Source organism: Streptomyces sp. NPDC048172 (assembly GCF_043202595.1).
In the GTDB taxonomy this organism is placed as follows: domain Bacteria; phylum Actinomycetota; class Actinomycetes; order Streptomycetales; family Streptomycetaceae; genus Streptomyces.
This window is the reverse complement of sequence record NZ_JBIDAT010000013.1, coordinates 1-16165: the sequence shown is the minus strand read 5'-3', so window position 1 is coordinate 16165 and position 16165 is coordinate 1. Positions and strand designations below refer to the sequence as shown.

Here is a 16165-nt window from a genome sequence, read left to right as displayed (position 1 = left end):
CTCCGCGTACCCGGACAGGAGAGGACAAGCGAGGGGAGACGAACTTCAGTGAGCGCAGTGCTGTTGGTGCATGCCAAGGGTGGTCCGCCGCTCGGCCATGTCCTGTCGCGGTCGGCCGCGAGAGCGGAGGTGCACCTGCTGGCGCTCAGCGCGCTTCCGCCCGCGGTCGCCGCGTCCGCGAGCACGCTGTGCGCCTCGGTCGTGACGCCGACCGAGGCGGAGCGCTCCGACCTGGTCCCGCTGATCGTCGCGCGGGCCGAGGCCGTGGGCGCGGACGCCGTGCTCACCTTCTCCGAGTACGCGGTCGTGGCCGTCGCCGAGGCGTGCGCGGCGCTCGGGCTCGCCGGTGCCGGGGACGCCGCCGCGCTCGCCCGCGACAAGCGGAGGATGCGGCGTACGTGGCAGTCGTACGGCCTGCCGCAGCCCGCCTTCCACCCCGTCACCACGCGCGCCGACCTGCGGGAGGCCGCCGCGGCGCTGCCCGTTCCCATGCTGCTGAAGGCCGCCTGGAGCGCGGGCTCCACGGCGCACCAGATCATCGCCTCTCCGGAGGAGGCCGACGCCGCCTGGCGCCGCTCGCGCGAGACGATGGCCGAGTCGGCGCAGTTGGGCTTCGCCGAACTCCATGTGGCCGAGGCCGACGCGCATTACGTGGTCGAGGAGATCGTGACCGGCGAGGCCAGCGCGTGGTTCGACGAGCCCGGCTGGGGCGACTACGTCAGCGTCGAGGGCGTGGTGACCGACGGCGTCTTCCGGCCGGTCTGCGTCAGCGGCAGGATGCCGACGGTCGAGCCGTTCACCGAACGGGCCTCCCTCACCCCCGCGTTACTTCCCACGGACCTCCAGGGCCGCGTCGTGGGCCTCGCCCGGGAGGCCGTCGAGGCGCTCGGCCTGCGCGACTGCGGTACGCACACCGAGATCAAGCTCGGCACCGACGGCCGCATGTGGCTGATCGAGACGGCCGCGCGGCTCGGCGGCGCGATGACCGTCCCGCAGATCGAGGAGGTCTTCGGGCTCGACCTCGTCGGCATGCTCGTGGACCACCTGCTGGGCCGCCCCGTCGACTGGCCCGAGCGGGCCCTCGGCCCCGGGGAGGCACGGGGCGCCGCGGGCTCCCTCGTGGTCCTCGCGGTGGATGGCCGGGGCGAGGCATGGCGGGACCGCAGGGTGTGGGACTTCCCCGTGGTGAGCGAGGCCGTCGCGCTGAGCGAGGGCAGCACCCTGTCCGTCGTACCGGAGAGTTCGCTGCCCGACGGCAGCACCGTCCCGGTCTACGACCCCGTGGGCGGGGCCAACACGATGGCGGCCCTGTGCCTGCTCTCCGCGCCCGACGCCCGCACCGTCCTCCGCGACTTCACGGCCCTCGTCGACGCGCTGCCGACGGTGCTGCCCCCGGTCACCGCCCCGTCCCTGTCCACGCCGTCCCCGTCCGCCCCGTCCCAGTCCGCGCCCCAGTTCGAGGGAGCCCCCGCATGAGCGTCCTCTCCCTCCCCGCCGACGTCGCGGAACCGGCCGCCGACCGCACGGTGGTCGACCGCACGGTGGTCGGCGCGAACCTCTCGCTGCCGCTCTTCCGTACGCTGTCCGGGGTCCTGGCCGGTCACTCGTACCTCAAGGTCGTCGTCGACCGCGCCGAGGACACCTGGCACCTGCTCGACACGGCCGCGCACCCGTTCCACGTCAACTACATAGCCACCCGCGTCCTCGGCATGGACGTCGCAGAACTCGACGCGGCGCTGGACGAGTTCAACGCGTCCGTCTACATGGACCCCGGGCGCCGATTCCTCCTCGGCGTGCTCTCCCTGCACACCGACGAGGACGCGGAGGGCCGCGAGCGCACCTTCCTCGTGCTGGAGACGACCGAGGCCGACACGATGCGCGGGGAGCTGCTGGAGTTCTTCTACGGCTTCGTCCGCGAGCGCGTCGACGGCAGGCTGCCGCTGCTGCTCAAGCCCGCCAACCACGGCCAGGAGGAGGAGCTCGCCGCGGTCAGCGAGCAGCGGGTGCCGCGCGTCCTCGGCCACGAGCTCTTCGGCTCCAGGACCCGCACCCCGCTCAACCCCGGGGACGCGACGGGGCGGCTGCGCCGCTTCCGTACCGTGGAGGAGTACGAGGCGGCGGCCGACGAGCTCGGCTGGGCGGACATCGTCGCCATGCCCTGCCTCCCGGACGCCGTGCGCAGGGTCGCCGGGTTCATCAACACCGCGCCCATCACCCCGCTGTCCCACACCAACGTCCTCGCCTCCGGCTGGGGCATCCCCAACGCGATCGTCCGCGACCTGGACCAGCTCGTCGAGAAGGGCGGCCTGGACGGCGCCTGGGTCCGCTACCGGGTCCGCGCGGACGCGATCACCCTGGAGCGGCTGGACGAGGCGCCCGAGCTGCGCGCCCCGGCCTGGCACCAGCAGCGCATCCGGCTGGAGCCGCCCCTGCTGGAGGACGCGCCCGTCCTCGCCCTGCACCGGCTGCGCGCCGCCGACCGCGACCGCTACGGCACCAAGGCCGCCAACCTCGGCGAGCTGCACCACGTCCTCGACAGCCGTACGGCCGACCTGACGGCGTTCTACGGCCGCCCCCGCCCGCCCCGCGAGAACCTGTACGGGCACCTCGCGGCCCGGCTGGATCTGCACGCGCCCTCCGCCGTCGAACTCCGCGCGGCCGCGGCCGACTTCGTGGCCCGCACCGTCGAGGCCCCCGAGGGCGTCGCCCTGCCGTTCTCCCTCCTGCAGCGCTTCCTCACCTCCTCCCCCGCGCTCCAGCAGGGCATCGGCAAGCTGAAGATGGCGCTCGAACTCGACGCCGACGACGTGCTCGACCCGCTCTGTCTGCAGCTCCAGCACCTGATCCGGCAGACCCCGGTGCCCGACTCCGTCGCCGGGGAGATCACCCGGTCCTGCCGGGCCCCGCTCGCCGCGGGCGGCCGTCTCGTGGTGCGCTCGTCCTCCAACGCCGAGGACCTCCCGGGCTTCTCCGCCGCCGGGGTCTACGACTCGGTCACCGCCGTGCGCGGCACCGCCGAACTCCTCGACGCCGTACGCCAGGTGTGGGCCTCGCTGCTCTCCCCGCGCAGCGTGCGGCTGCGCCACCAGGTCGGCATCTCGCTGGACGACACGTACATGGGCGTGATCATCCAGGAGTACGTGCCCGCCGCGCTGGGCGGCGTCCTGGTGACGTGCGACCCGACCCGGCGCGAGGACTTCCGCAACGTGTACCTCAACTGTTCGCCGGGCTCGCCCGAACAGGTCGTCGAGGGCGAGGTCCTGCCGCAGCAGTACCTCTACAACACCGTCGAGGGCGGCGGGCGCACCGTGGCGCTCGGCTCCTGGAGCGAGGGGCTGCCCGCCGCCACACGGGCCCGGCTCGCGGACCTGTCCCTCACCGGACGGCTGCTGCAGTCCCACTTCAGCGCGCCCGAGGTGGACGGCCCGCTGGACATCGAGTGGCTGCTCACCGACCAGGGCGGCTTCCGCCTGGTCCAGATCCGCCCGTACGCGCTGTGACCGGCACCGCGCGCCGTCTCATCCGGCTCAACTACGGCTTCCAGCTCCTGTTCAACCTGCTGTGGTGGATGCCGGTCTTCTACGCCTACCAGAAGGCCGCCGGACTCTCCGACGGGCAGATCTTCGGCATCCAGAGCATCTACTACGTGGCCTTCTGCCTCTTCGAGGTGCCGACCGGGCTGATCGCCGACCGCATCGGCACCCGCAACTGCCTGCGGGCCGGTGCCGTCGTGATGACGGCGGCCAATCTCGCCCCGGTGTTCAGCGCCTCGTACACCGGCTTCCTCGTCCACTTCCTCGCCATCGCCGCGGGCCGCTCGCTCACCTCGGGGGCGGCCAGCGCGTACCTGTACGACGGGCTGCGCGCCGAAGGGTGCGAGGAGCACTACCTGAGGGCGGAGGGCACGGCCCGGGCGCTGGGACTGGCCGCGAAGGTCGTGTGCTGGCCCCTGGTCGGGCCGCTGATGGCCCTCGCCCACCCTGCCCCGTACATCCTGAGCGCCGTGAGCGCCGCGGGGTCCCTGGTCTGCGTCATCGCCCTGCCCCGCGTCGGTGAGGACCGGAGCGCGAGCGGTGAACGTGGGCGCGGGCGCGGGCGCGGGCGCGGCAGTTCACTGGGCGAGGCGCGCGCCGCGCTGCGCTGCCTCGCCGCCTCGCCGTGGCTGGCGCTGGTGATGGTGCAGGGCGTGGCCGTCTTCACGCTCTCCAGGATCTGTCAGGTCAACCTCTTCCAGCCGGTCCTGCTCGACCACGGCATCGGCGAGGCCTCGCACGGCGGGGTGCTCGCCGCCATGACGGTGGCGGAGGCCGTGGGTGCGGCACGCCCCCAGTGGCTCAGCCGGCGCCTGTCCCCCGTGGCCTGGGTGTCCGTCCTCAGCCTCGCCCTCGCCGCCACCCTGGCGGGCATCACCCTCGGCGGCCCCTGGACGGTCGTCGCCCTGCTCTGCCTGTTCGCCGCCGCGGCCGGTTTCGCGTACCCGGTCCAGCGCAAGCTGGTGAACGACGCCGTGCCGCCGGACGCCCCACGGGCCACGCTGCTGTCGGTCGAGTCGATCGTGGACCGCGGGGTGTGCGCCCTGGCGGCCGTCGCCGTCGGCGCCTACCTCTCCGCCGGACAGCTGGACGCGCTGCTCTGGCACAGCGCCCTCGCGACGGCGGTGCTGCTCGGCGCGTTCCAACTCGTCCTGCGCAGAAGCAGGTTGCCGCGTACGGCGCCCGAGAAGGCCGTACGGGCGGGGTCCGGCGCGGAGCCGCCTCAGCCGGAGCCGCGGGCCAGCCACTCGATCACGCGCGCCGGGAGGTAGGCGGGGCGCCCGGGCCGCCCCGTTTGGTAGGCCACGTAGCCGAGCGAGGCCGCGACGTCGGTCTCCTCGGCGGTCTCGGCCTCGTAGACGGGACGGCAGTCGTGCGTCTGTGCCTTCGCCCTCTTCCAGAGGGTGGGCGCGGGCTTGCGCTCCGCCTCGGTGCGCGGGGTGAGGATCCGGTTCCCGAAGTCCTTCCAGGCGAAGGGGACGGAGCCCTTCCAGGTGCTGTCGACCTCCTTCTTGAGGGCGGCGGCACGCTCGGCGTCCGTACTCCCCCACGAGGACGGGACGTTGGTGATGAGCCCGACCTCGATGTGCCGCTTCCGCAGCTCGCGCAGATAGGCCGCCGCGCCGGGCATGTAGCCCGTACGGTCGTCCTCGTCCGTGTGCACCAGGGTCTCGCCCAGGTCGAAGTAGACGACGGCGCAGCCGCGCGCGGAGTCCGCGGGCACGGCCGCGCTCGCCGTCGTGCCCGGCAGGGCCGACGCCACCAGGGCGCCGAGCACCGCCAGGCCGGTACGGCGGAGGCCGCGGGAGGGGGGTCTGTTCATGGCGTCCGGCGCCTCTCTTTTCGGCACACGCGTGTCGGCACACGCGCCCGGAAGAGCTTCCCCTCCCCCGCCTCTCCCATCCGCTCCTACGCGCGCGGGATCAGGAACTCGGGATCAGGAAGAGGTGGATCGACTGGTCCTTCGCGCGCAACCGCGCGCTCCCCGCTCCCTTCTTCGCCCGGTCGGAGACGATCACCACATGGTCGGTCGAGACCCAGGAGACGCCCTCCGGGTTGCCGTAGACCGTGCGGCCCTTGCCGTCGAGGGGGAGGCGGTGGACCGTGCCCTCGTCGACCTCCCACTTCTTGGTGGAGATCCGGCCCACCCACAGCGCGGACGACGCCTGCGAGAGGACGGCGATCCGTCCGTCGCGCACGGACACGCTGCTGAAGTCCTCGAACGGTAGCGACTCGGGCAGCCGCACCGTGGCCGTGTGGGTCCAGGACTTGCCGTCGCGCCGGAAGACCTGGATCCGGCCGCCGCCCGGTGTACGTCCCTTCTTGCCGCCCTCGCACCGGTTCCCCTCGCACAGGGCGAGGAGGTGATCCGTGCCCGAGCGTTCGACCCACTCCAGGCCCTCCATGCCCTTGTTGGCGTCGGCAAGGTCGAAGTCGAGGTAGGCCGATCCGACGGGGCGCAGCTTCGCGTCGAATTCCTGTACGCGGGCGCGGAAGCCCTTGGCCCCCTTGGCCCCCTTGACACCCTTGGCACCCTTGGCGCCCTTGGACTTGACCGGTTCGGCCTCGCTCAGCGTGAAGTAGCGGTCGTGCCGCTCGTCGTGGGTGAGGTCCTCGTACCCCTGGCTCGCCACGGCCTTGACGGTCTTCTTGGCCCTGCGGCGGTGGTGGAGGACGCCGTTCTCCGGGGCCTTGGGCGACAGCTCGCTGCTCACCCGGATGAGGGAGGGCAGGTTGTCGCAGACGATCAGGAAGGCGCCGTCGCGGTAGAGGACTCCGCTCGCCTCCAGCCGGGTGCCCGCGCCGTCCCCGATCAGGTCCTGGATCTTCGCCTCCTTGACCAGGCGCAGCTCCCGCGCCGCCTCCACCTTGGCCTTGGCCTCCGCCTTGGCCTTGGCCTCCGCCTTCGCTTTCTTGGTCGTGTCCTTCTTGGTCGCGGTCATGAAGGGAGCACCTCCGTCGCGCCGGGGAACACCGCTCCGCTGGCGCCGTTGGGATAGGTCTTGCGCAGCTCGGCGAGTTGCCGGCGCGCGTGGTCGTAGCGCATCCGTGTGTAGTGGTAGATCCCGTACGTGAACTGCGCGCCCCGGCTCAGCTCCCACTGCCGGTACGCGGCGCGGTACACCTCGTCGTTGGTGAACTGCCGCCCGGTGAAAGGCTGTCCGTTGGGGGTCGTGGACTCGCCGTACGCGGCGGACGAGACGAGCTGCCACAGGCCGTCGGTCCTCCCGGAGCCCTCCGCGCCGAGGAGCGCCCCCACCCGCTCGGGGCCGAACTCCGTGTCCAGGAGGTGTTCGAGGTGGTCGAGGTAGTACTGGCAGAAGTCGTGGTGCCGCAGCAGGTTGGTGAAGAGCGGCAGGTGCGAGACCTGGTGCGGCGCGTGCGTGATCCGGCAGTACTCGCGGCTCATCGCGGGCCAGTCGAGCAGGTCGGTGTACTGCCACGGCGTCGAGAAGAAGTCGATGCCCGAGCTGTTGTCGTAGTCCCAGGGGATGAACGTGAAGTACGGGCGGTCCATGAAGCCCGAGGGGTCGCCGAGGCGGCCGGAGTTGTAGAGGTAGTAGTTCGACGGCGTGGCGAAGTAGTTGTCCCAGCTCCCGAGGAGCACGTTGGCGCCCGCCCAGCGCAGGAAGGCCCGTACGTTCAGGATCTGCTCGACCGAGTCGCGGAAGGCGTCGGTCGTGAACTTCTTCTCGTCGCCGGCCAGTTGTACGCCGTTGACGGTCCGGACGAGCGCGGCGAGGTCGTCGTAGGTGCTGAGGGCCGGATCGTCCTCGTTCGTCTTCAGCCGGTACGTGCGGTCGTCCTCGTGGCTGCCCGGGGTGAAGTAGCGCGAGCCGCTGTCGGTGCCGTCCGTGCCGGAGCGGTGCTCCAGGGTCGCGCAGCCGATGTCGCCGCAGTACGCCTTGTAGAGGTTGCCCTCGGCGTTCTTGCCGAAGTGGTCCTTCAGGAACTTCTTGTCGACCTGCTCGATGACGGAGAACAGGCCCATGTAGCGGTCGTTGATCGAGAACGTGGCGTAGGTGTGCTGCGCCGCCGGGACGCCCGCGCGTTCCAGGAGCCGCCAGGCGACGGCCTCACGCATCTGCGAGGGGTCGTTGTACATCGCCTTGAGGTTGATCCGCTCCATGCCGTAGAGCCGGTCCTCGCTCTCTCCGACCTCAAAGTTGATCTTCCAGGAGCGCTTGGGCGCGTGAGCGGTCAGATTGCCGCTGTTGACCATCGAGAACGACGGGGTGGCGAGCAGCGTGCCGCCCGTGCCGCCGCTCCGCTCCAGGGTCAGCCGGGCGCCGGGCGGCGCCACGATCACCTCGTCCGCCGTGAGGACGCCGGGCGGCCAGCCGGTGACCTTGACCTGATACATGTCCTGAGCGAAGAACTCCGTTTTGTCCTCCGCCGCGTCGAGGAGCTCGTCCACGATCCGCCCGACCGCGGTGGGCCGCCCGTCCGGGTCGAGACGCACGAGCCGACCGTCCGCCGGGAGGGACGCCGCCTCCCCCTGCTCGGCGAGGAGCAGGTCGTACAACGCGCCGAACTCGGCCTTCGTCCGCAGCGCCGCGTCGACGGGGCCCGCGGTCGCGTTGGCCCGCTCGGCGAGCCGCAGCGCCGAGCCGGGCGGCAACGCGGAGAGGACGACGACCTGGTTCTTGAACGCGTCCCGGAACGTGCCCTTGTCGATGATCCTGTCCACGGCGGCCTCCCAAGACTGCCCGGGTGAACCTTTCTCTCTACGCCCGGCGTCACATGACCGCCAGACCGAGAATCGGCCGGGGTCGGTGGGGCGCTCGTGGTGGGGAGTGGCAGCATCGGCCGCATGATGGACTTCACGGCCCCCGGCTGGCGGCCCTTCCTGCGCAGGTGGAGCGGCGAATGGGCGGACTGTCCGCCGGACGACGAGACGAGCGGCCCCGAGGACGAGGCCGCGCGGCAGGAACGCTGGCTGGGCTTTCCGCCCGCTTCCGAGGAGCGGATCGCGGCCATGGAGGCCCGTCTCGGCCGCCGGATGCCGCCGTCGTACCGGACGTTCCTCATGGTCAGCGACGGGTGGCGGCACGCGGGCGAGTTCGTGCCGCTGCTGGCGGGCACCGACACCGCGTGCTGGCACAGCGACAGGCTCGGGGAGGGGCCGCCTGAGGAGGGGCCCGAGGAGGACCAGGAGGCGGAGGTCTGGCAGCGCGGCCTGCTGCTCGCCGGGGGGCCGGAGGCCACCTACGTCCTCCTCGATCCCGGAGACGTGGGCGACGACGGCGAGTGGGCCGTGTTCGCCTGGGCGAGCTGGCGGGGCGAGTCCGAGCGGTACGCGGACTTCCGCGCGTTCATGCGGGCCATGCACCAGGAGTTCCACTGCCTCCAGGCGAATCCGGACACGGCATCGGGGCCCGGGTTCGCCAACGACACGACGCACGCGGTGGACGCCCTGGTGGAAGAGGCCCGGTTCGACGCGCTGCGCGGCGACTGGTACCGGGCGCTGACGCTGCTGGAAGAGGCCATGGTGTACGGCAGGCCGCGCGCCGAGGGGCTCAACGACCAGATACGCACGCTGCTCGGGCAGACCCACATGAAGTTCTTCGACGACCTGGTGACGGACCGCCGGTACACGCCCGAGCTGCTGCCGCTGTTCGTCGCCGGGCACGCCGCCAGCCCGTACCAGACCGACGACATGCTGGGGGTCCTCCTGCGGGGCGCCGACGAGGAGCTGGTGTCACAGGCGTACGCGACGCTGGACCAGGTGCGCGGCGGCACCTACGTCTACACGGCGCCCGGACCGTTCGGCGAGGCCGTCGAACGGGCACGGGGGCTGGCACGCTCCGGGGACACGGACGAGGCGTGGCGGACCCTGCTGGCCGCGCTGCCCCTGTGGGAGCCCCTGGGCCCGGACCACTTGGCGCCCGTGGGCTGGGTGGCCGACCCCCTGCTCGGCCCACTGCTGACCCGGGAGCGGGGCGAGGAGCTGCTCTCGACCCCACGGGGCTCGCGCCCCCGTACGGGCGGTGCTCAGGCCGGGGGTCTGCCCAGGGTGAGGTAGAGCCGCATCGCCGCGTCGCGCACCGGGGCGACGCGCCGCCGGGTGTGCACCGCCCGGTTCATCACGCGGGCGGCGCGCGCGAGGCGCTGGGTGGGCCGTCGGCGGGCGGCGTCGTACGCCGACAGGGCGGCCTCCACCCGGTCCCTGGCCGCGAGTTCACGGGCCAGGGCGACGCCGTCGGCCAGCGCCTCGCAGGCGCCGCGCCCCAGGTCCGGCGTCATGGCGTGCGCCGCGTCGCCGACGAGGGCGACGCGTCCGCTGACGTAGCGCGGAAGCGGTGCGGCCAGGTCGTAGAGATCGTTGCGGTGCACCTCGACGCCTTCCGGCCCGGCGGCGGCCAAGCGGTCGAGGACTTGGCGCACTCCGGCGTGCCAGGTCCCGAACCTGGCCCGTACGGCCGCGAGTTCCCCCTCGGGGTACGTCGCGCGCTCGGGGGCGCGGGCGCAGGCGAACCAGTGGGCGGTGCCGCCCTTGCGCGGGGTGACACCGAACCGGGCGCCGTCTCCCCAGGTCTCGGTCATGTCCGGCACGTCGAGGGCGACCGTGCCGTGCCAGGCGCTCACCCCCGAGTAGCGGGGCCGGTGCGCGGGGCCGAAGAGCGCGGCGCGGGCCCGGCTGCGCAGCCCGTCGGCCGCGACCACCACGTCGTGGTCGGCGGCGAGGGCGCGGACGTCGGTCACCTGCTGCCCGTAGCGCACGATCCCGCCACAGGTCCGGTCACCGGTCCGGTCACCGGTCCCGGCGGCGGTCCCGTCACAGGTCCCGCCACCGGTCCCGTCGCCGAGCGCGTCGGTGAGCGCGCCGAGGAGCGCGGGGCGGGAGATGACGCGGACGGCGTCGCCCGCGCGGCGGCGCAGCTCCTCCATGTCGACGTTCCCGATCAGGGTGCCGTCGGCGCGCACGAAGCGCCCGCGGGCCGCCTCCCGGGAGAGGCCGCGGGCCGTGGCGCCGAGCCCGAGGGCGTCGAGCGCGCGCAGTCCGCCGGGCCACAGGCCGAGGGAGGTCCCGGTGGAGGGCGGCGCGGGGGCGCGCTCACGCACCTCGACGTCCCACCCTTCGTGGCGCAGCGCGACGGCGGTGGCGAGGCCGCCTATCCCGGCCCCGATGACGAGGGCTGTTCTGGTCATGGCCGGGACGCTACTACGTTTACAGTGCTGGCACTATGTTTATAGTGGTTCAGGACGGACGACGGAGGGGACGGGCGGGTTCGGCATGGCGGGCAGACGCGAACAGGTCCTGGACGCGGCCGTGGAGATCGTCGGAACCGGCGGTCTGCGGCGGCTGACCTACCAGGCCGTGGACACGGCCGCCGGGGTGCCGAACGGCACCACGTCCAACCACTTCCGCAGTCGCGACCTCCTCGTCGCCGGAGTTGTGGACCACCTCGAAGCGCTCGACACCCGCGACTGGGAGCATTTCGCCGCGCTCCCCTCGCCCGGCGGCCCCGAGGCGCTGGCGGAGACGCTGACCTCCCTGGTCCACCACGCCCTCGGCCCCGCCCGCCACCGCACCGCGGCCCGCTACACCCTGGTCCTCGAAGCCCTCGCCCGCCCGGCCATCCGGGGGCCCCTCTCCCGCGCCCAGGCGTCCCTGATCACCCTGATGTCACCGTGGCTGGAGGCCCTCGGCTCGCCCACCCCGGTCGCGCACTGCCGGACCCTGTTCGACTACCTCGACGGCGTGATCTTCCATCAGGTGACCCTGCCGACGGAGGACTTCGACCCCTCCCCCGGCATCCGCACGGTCCTTGCCGCCACCCTGCCCCCGGCCTGACCCGCGGACTACTCGTTCGCGTGCTTCCGCTCGTCCCCGTACATCCGCCGTACGCGGTGGAGGACGTCGTTCTGCGCGGAGTTGAGCACGTCTCCGATCGCCGCGTCGACCGTCTCCCTGGCGGACGCCGCGCGCACCGGCCCATCGGTCCCCCAGGACGCCAGTGCGGGGTGCTCGGCGTGCAGGTCGCGTACGCGCGTGAGGACCCGCTCCGCCAGCTCGGCCCTCGTCTCCTCGTCCGCGTCCTCCGGCAGTTGGTCGAACTCCTCGGCCACGGGGTCGGCCCGCTTGGTCCGTATGACCTCCCGGACGGCGTGGAGGACCGACGGACTCAGCACCCGGCTCATGACGGAGGCGAGCGCCAGGTCGGTGTCGGAGACGTGCGGGTTGAAGGCGACCGGGGCCATCTCGGGCGGCAGGTCGGCGGGGGCGGCATGGCGCAGCAGGAGGGCGAGTTCGATACGCACCTGCTGCAGCCGCTCCACGGCCGCGGCCACTTCGGCGTCCGCCGACCGGAGCGCCTCCTCGGGAGGGGCGTCCACGTCTCCCCAGGCGCTGATCTGCGAGAGGGTGAACCCGAGGTCGGTCAGGCGCCGGATCCACAGCAGCCGCGTCAGATGATCCACGCCGTAGCTCTTGTAGCCGTTGGGGCGCCGCTCGGGCTGGGCGAGCAGGCCGACGTCGTGGTAGTGCCGCACCGTACGGACGCTCGTGTCCGCGAGCTCGGCGAGCTGTCGGGTGCTCCACGCCACGGAAACCACTCCCTCGGGGCCGAGTTCTCCGGCGCCCGTGCGCGCCGACCTGAGCGAGGCTACTTGGCTGCTCCGGCACGGCGTGGGCCCGGCAGGGGCCCGCAGGCGGGCCTACCCCGTCGACCGCATCGCCTTCGCCACGGCGAACGCCTTGCGCACCCCGGGCGCGGCGGCGTCGAAGCGGGCGGCCAGCGCCTTGAGCGCCGTCCTGTACTCGCGGCGCTCCTGCCAGGTGAACACGGCGCCGACGCCGCCCTCGGCGAGGAGCACGGTCATCATCGCGTCCTCCAACGGGACTTCCGCCGGGTCGGCGGCGCGGAGCACCGGGTTCCGCACTCGTTCCCGGAGCTTCCGCGGCTCCTCCGGGTCGCTGAAGGTGACCTGCTGCTGCATCCCGAGCACGCCGCCGCGGCCGGGCGTGATCCGGCCCGCCGCCGTCAGCTGACCTCGTACGAACGACTCGGCCTTCGTGCAGTCCTTGTGCACGGCGCCGACCCAGAGGCGCGTCTCGCCAGGGGGCACGCAGCTCAGCACGTCGCCGAGGAACGGATCTTCGGGCGGCGGCGTGTCCGTGTTCCGTACGGCCTTGGCCTGTTGGTCAGCGAGCAGCCCCAGGGTGCTGAGCTCGGCCAGCGCCGCGGCCCGGAACAGCATGCCGCGGACCGGGGAGTTGCGGAGGTCCAGTCTGCTCTTCTCCGCGCTGTGACTGACCATGTAGAGCTGCTGGGGCAGTGTCAGGTTCATAGCCGCAGTCGAAACCATGCCGCTACGGCACAGTCAACTGCCGCCCAGGTCCCATGGGGTGCGGCGCCGCGGCTCCACGCCGCCGTACGCCCGTACGGCGCCCTCTGTACGACAGGGCGCGCGGCCGTCGTCGGTCCGATCACGCCCCGGACGACCTTGACCATGCCGTTACGGCACGGTCTTTCCTGCGAATGAAAACTTTTGAACGAACGAAAGGGCCGATTTCATGCAGAGACGGCGTCTCGCGATCCTGTTGGCCGCGGGTGTCACGGCAACCGCGGTCCCCGTGGTCGTCACCTGGACGGCCGCCGCCGGCCCGGACACCGACCGGCCCGCCACCGCCTCGTCCACCGGCGCCTCGTCCACCGGCGCGAAGGCGCTGGCCCCCTACGTGAAGCAGAAGCCGCGGTGGAAGCGGTGCGACGCGAAATCCCCCGCGACGTTCCAGTGCGCCACGATCAAGGTCCCGCTGGACTACCGGGACCCCGAGGGCAAGCGGATCGACGTGGCCATATCCCGTATCAAGACCGCCGAACCCGGAAAGCGGCGCGGCGTCCTGCTCTCCAACCCCGGCGGACCGGGTCAGGCGGGGCTCGCCATGCCGACGGGACTGCACAGGAACCTGCCCAAGTCCGTGCAGCAGAAGTACGACCTCATCGGCTTCGACCCGCGCGGCGTGGGGAAGAGCAGCCCGGTCACCTGCGGTCTGACGAAGGCGGAGCAGAACTGGCTGCGGCCGTACAAGAAGAAGACCTTCGCCAAGGACGTCGCCTGGGCGCGGCAGTTCGCGAAGAAGTGCGAGGAGAAGTCGGGCGACAAGCTCCCGCACATCACCACGCGCAACACCGCCCGCGACATGGATCTGCTCCGGGCGATCCTCGGTGAGAAGAAGATCTCCTTCCTGGGCTACTCATACGGCACCAACCTGGGCCCCGTCTACACCGAACTGTTCCCGGCCCGCGTCGACCGGTTCGTCCTGGACAGCGCGGTCGATCCGGGACGCACCTGGCGCGGGATGCTCCAGGCGTCGGCGGAGGGCTCCGAGGTCGCATTCGACCGGTGGACCAGGTGGGCCGCCGCGCGCTCGGAGAAGTACGGACTCGGGGAGACCCCGCGGCAGGTCGACCGGACCTTCTGGGACCTGGTCGCGCGGGCCGACAAGAAGCCCATCGAGGTGGACGGGAAGCCGCTCACCGGCGACGGCGTCCGGATGGGCATGCAGAAGGCGACCTTCACGGCGAAGGAGGCCAGCGCGTGGGTCGCCGAGCTGAAGAAGGCGGCGGAGGGCGAGCCCGCCTCCGCGAAGCTGCTCGCGACGTTCCCCGGCGCCGCCGAAGGCCCCGCCGAAGGGGCCGAGGGCTCCGAAGGCTCCGAAGGCTCCGGCAAGGCGCCGTCCGACAACATGACGGCGAGCATGTGGACCGTGTTCTGCGGCGACAACTCGGCCGCGTGGTCCCACGACCCGGAGAGCTACCGCAAGGACGCCCTCCAGGACAAGCGCCGCTACCCGCTCTACGGCGACTTCACGTCCAGCGTCAAACCCTGCGCGTTCTGGGACGAGTCCGAAGAGCCGGTGACCAAGGTGGACAACACGATCGAGTCCCTTATCGTCCAGAACCAGTGGGACGGGCAGACCCCGCTGCACAGCGGCCGGGGCCTGCACCGGCACCTGAAGGGCTCGAAGATGGTCACCGTCCTCGGCGGCGAGGGCCACGGCGTCTACCCGAACGGCGACGCGTGCACGGAGAGCACGGTCAACGCCTACCTGGTCGACGGCAAGCTCCCGGCGAAGGACGTGACCTGCAAGACGGGCGCACGGTAGAACCGGCCGGCAGCGGTCGAAGAGGGGCGGGTCCTCATGAGGGCCCGCCCGGCCCTGCTCCGTAGACTCGACCGGCATGGGAGACATGGCGGGCGAGATCGCCGGGGATCTGGCGCCGGACGGAGTGCTGCGGGTGTCGGTCAACCTGGGCAACCCGGTGCTGGCACAGGGCACCCCGGAGGCTCCGGGCGGTGTCACGGTCGACATCGCGCGTGAGGTCGCGAGGCGGCTGGGCGTTCCCGTGGAGCTGGTCTGCTTCGACGCCGCGCGCAAGTCGTACGAGGCGCTGGTGACGGGCGCGACCACCCTCTGCTTCCTCGCCGTGGAACCCGCGCGGGAGGCCGACGTCGTCTTCACCGCGCCGTACGTGGTGATCGAGGGCGTGTACGCCGTGCCCGACGCCAGCCCTCTCACGACCGTGGCCGAGGTCGACCGTACGGACGTACGTATCGGCGTGAAGCGGGGCTCCGCCTACGACCTCTTCCTCACCCGCACGCTGCGGCACGCGACCGTCGTGCGCGGTGAGGAGGGCGTCGACGTCTTCCTCGACCAGGGACTGGAGGCCGCGGCCGGTATCCGGCAGCCGATGACGGAGTTCGTCGCCTCGCGCCGGGGAGCCAGGCTCATCGAGGAGCGCTTCATGCAGATCCGGCAGGCGGTCGGCGTCAGCCGCTCGCGGCGCCCGGAGACGGTCCGGTTCCTCCACGACCTCGTCGAGGAACTGAAGGCCGACGGCTCCGTCACCGACTCACTGGCCCGCGCGGGCCAGGACACCGCCCTGCTCGCACCGCCCGCCTGACGGACTCGCCCCGGTCACCCCCGGGACGTCTCCGTGTGCTGGCGTTCCTGGCGCTGCTGGAGGCGGACGCTCTCGCTCCGGCCGGGGGGCGAGGAGGAGGACGGCCAGGGCTCCGGCGAAGACACACAGGGCCGCAACGAGCATGGCGCGGTCCATGCCGGAGGCGAAGGCATGGCGAGCCGCCGCGGCCAGCTTCTCCCCCGCGCTCCCGCCGAGGCGCTCGGCGGTGGCGAGCGCCGCATCGACCGACGAGCGCGCGGCCCCGAGGGCCCGGGCGGGAACCTCGCCCTCGCCTCCGCCCTCCCGTTCGGCATGGCGGCCGTCAGCACGGCCCTGAGCCCCAACCGGCGCACCAGCACCGGAGCAGCGGGCGAGACGGCGCCGACCGCGTCGCTCCAGCCCCGCTCCGGCCCCTCGACGATCGCGTACACCACCGCGCACAGCCCGACGACCGACAGCACGGCACCCGTGACATCGACGGCCGTGCCCTCCGGGTCCCTGGAGGTGACAGCCGGTCGTCGCGCCGCGACGCGTCCTCTCCGGACTCCGCCGGGGCCTGATGGAGCACCGGACCGGACCAGACCGGACCGGTCGACGCCCCCCTGTGCCCCCACTACGCGCGCTAGTACTGCAACGGCGTTTGAGGTGACGGGGCGGTAGTCCTATGGGCTGTGGCCTCGTCGTTTGTAGTGGCTGTGGCGGGCTTGGTGCTGGCGT

Annotated in this window: 12 protein-coding genes and 1 pseudogene; 7 read left to right on the top strand and 6 right to left on the bottom strand. The window is 72.4% G+C overall.

All coding sequences use genetic code 11. From position 1 onward, the window contains the following. Positions 1-48: 48 nt before the first annotated feature. The 3 genes from ACGF3A_RS39670 to ACGF3A_RS39660 are packed head-to-tail and all read left to right on the top strand — an operon-like array spanning position 49 to position 4804. Entirely contained in the window at positions 49-1476 is a 1428-nt protein-coding gene (locus ACGF3A_RS39670; protein WP_393735420.1) for an acetyl-CoA carboxylase biotin carboxylase subunit family protein, read from the top strand. Continuing rightward, entirely contained in the window at positions 1473-3500 is a 2028-nt protein-coding gene (locus ACGF3A_RS39665; protein WP_393735419.1) for a PEP/pyruvate-binding domain-containing protein, read from the top strand. Before ACGF3A_RS39670 ends, ACGF3A_RS39665 begins: the two co-directional genes overlap by 4 nt. Continuing rightward, complete coding sequence (locus tag ACGF3A_RS39660) at positions 3497-4804, top strand: MFS transporter (RefSeq protein ID WP_393735418.1); 1308 nt, start codon at positions 3497-3499, stop codon at positions 4802-4804. The genes ACGF3A_RS39665 and ACGF3A_RS39660 overlap by 4 nt, the downstream gene beginning before the upstream one ends. On the opposite strand, the gene ACGF3A_RS39655 is transcribed toward ACGF3A_RS39660, so the two are convergent. The 3 genes from ACGF3A_RS39655 to ACGF3A_RS39645 all read right to left on the bottom strand — a co-directional run bounded on the left by ACGF3A_RS39655 (position 4756) and on the right by ACGF3A_RS39645 (position 8223). Continuing rightward, positions 4756-5355 carry a hypothetical protein gene (locus ACGF3A_RS39655; RefSeq protein ID WP_393735417.1) on the bottom strand — a complete coding sequence of 200 codons (600 nt, stop codon included), beginning with the start codon at positions 5353-5355 and terminating at the stop codon, positions 4756-4758. The two genes, ACGF3A_RS39660 and ACGF3A_RS39655, sit on opposite strands and share 49 nt — an antisense overlap. A gap of 100 nt (positions 5356-5455) precedes the next feature. Continuing rightward, on the bottom strand, positions 5456-6475 hold the full coding sequence (locus ACGF3A_RS39650) for a hypothetical protein (RefSeq protein ID WP_393735416.1): 1020 nt from the start codon (positions 6473-6475) through the stop codon (positions 5456-5458). Further along, positions 6472-8223 (bottom strand): CotH kinase family protein, encoded by a 1752-nt coding sequence (locus tag ACGF3A_RS39645; RefSeq protein ID WP_393735415.1) that lies wholly within the window; start codon positions 8221-8223, stop codon positions 6472-6474. The genes ACGF3A_RS39650 and ACGF3A_RS39645 overlap by 4 nt, the downstream gene beginning before the upstream one ends. Positions 8224-8346: 123 nt before the next feature. Between ACGF3A_RS39645 and ACGF3A_RS39640 the strand changes: the two are divergent. Then, positions 8347-9540, top strand: a pseudogene (locus tag ACGF3A_RS39640) (SMI1/KNR4 family protein); the annotation flags it as partial. On the opposite strand, the gene ACGF3A_RS39635 reads toward ACGF3A_RS39640, so the two are convergent. Beyond that, positions 9528-10685 (bottom strand): FAD-dependent monooxygenase, encoded by a 1158-nt coding sequence (locus ACGF3A_RS39635; protein ID WP_393735414.1) that lies wholly within the window; start codon positions 10683-10685, stop codon positions 9528-9530. The pseudogene ACGF3A_RS39640 and the gene ACGF3A_RS39635 sit on opposite strands and share 13 nt — an antisense overlap. A gap of 85 nt (positions 10686-10770) precedes the next feature. On the opposite strand from ACGF3A_RS39635, the gene ACGF3A_RS39630 reads away from it, so the two are divergent. Beyond that, positions 10771-11331 carry a TetR/AcrR family transcriptional regulator gene (locus ACGF3A_RS39630; RefSeq protein ID WP_393735413.1) on the top strand — a complete coding sequence of 187 codons (561 nt, stop codon included), beginning with the start codon at positions 10771-10773 and terminating at the stop codon, positions 11329-11331. An 8-nt stretch (positions 11332-11339) separates the two neighbouring features. Here ACGF3A_RS39630 and ACGF3A_RS39625 read toward each other — a convergent pair whose 3' ends face one another. Both ACGF3A_RS39625 and ACGF3A_RS39620 read right to left on the bottom strand, forming a co-directional pair. Further along, on the bottom strand, positions 11340-12083 hold the full coding sequence (locus ACGF3A_RS39625; RefSeq protein ID WP_393735412.1) for a MerR family transcriptional regulator: 744 nt from the start codon (positions 12081-12083) through the stop codon (positions 11340-11342). A gap of 111 nt (positions 12084-12194) precedes the next feature. Beyond that, on the bottom strand, positions 12195-12827 hold the full coding sequence (locus ACGF3A_RS39620; protein ID WP_393735411.1) for a GPP34 family phosphoprotein: 633 nt from the start codon (positions 12825-12827) through the stop codon (positions 12195-12197). 226 nt (positions 12828-13053) lie between these two features. Between ACGF3A_RS39620 and ACGF3A_RS39615 the strand changes: the two genes are divergently transcribed. Both ACGF3A_RS39615 and ACGF3A_RS39610 read left to right on the top strand, forming a co-directional pair. Then, the gene (locus tag ACGF3A_RS39615) at positions 13054-14649 is read left to right on the top strand and encodes an alpha/beta hydrolase (RefSeq protein ID WP_393735410.1); all 1596 of its coding nucleotides are present in this window, start codon (positions 13054-13056) and stop codon (positions 14647-14649) included. A 76-nt stretch (positions 14650-14725) separates the two neighbouring features. Beyond that, entirely contained in the window at positions 14726-15448 is a 723-nt protein-coding gene (locus tag ACGF3A_RS39610; RefSeq protein ID WP_393735409.1) for a transporter substrate-binding domain-containing protein, read from the top strand. Positions 15449-16165: the final 717 nt, after the last annotated feature.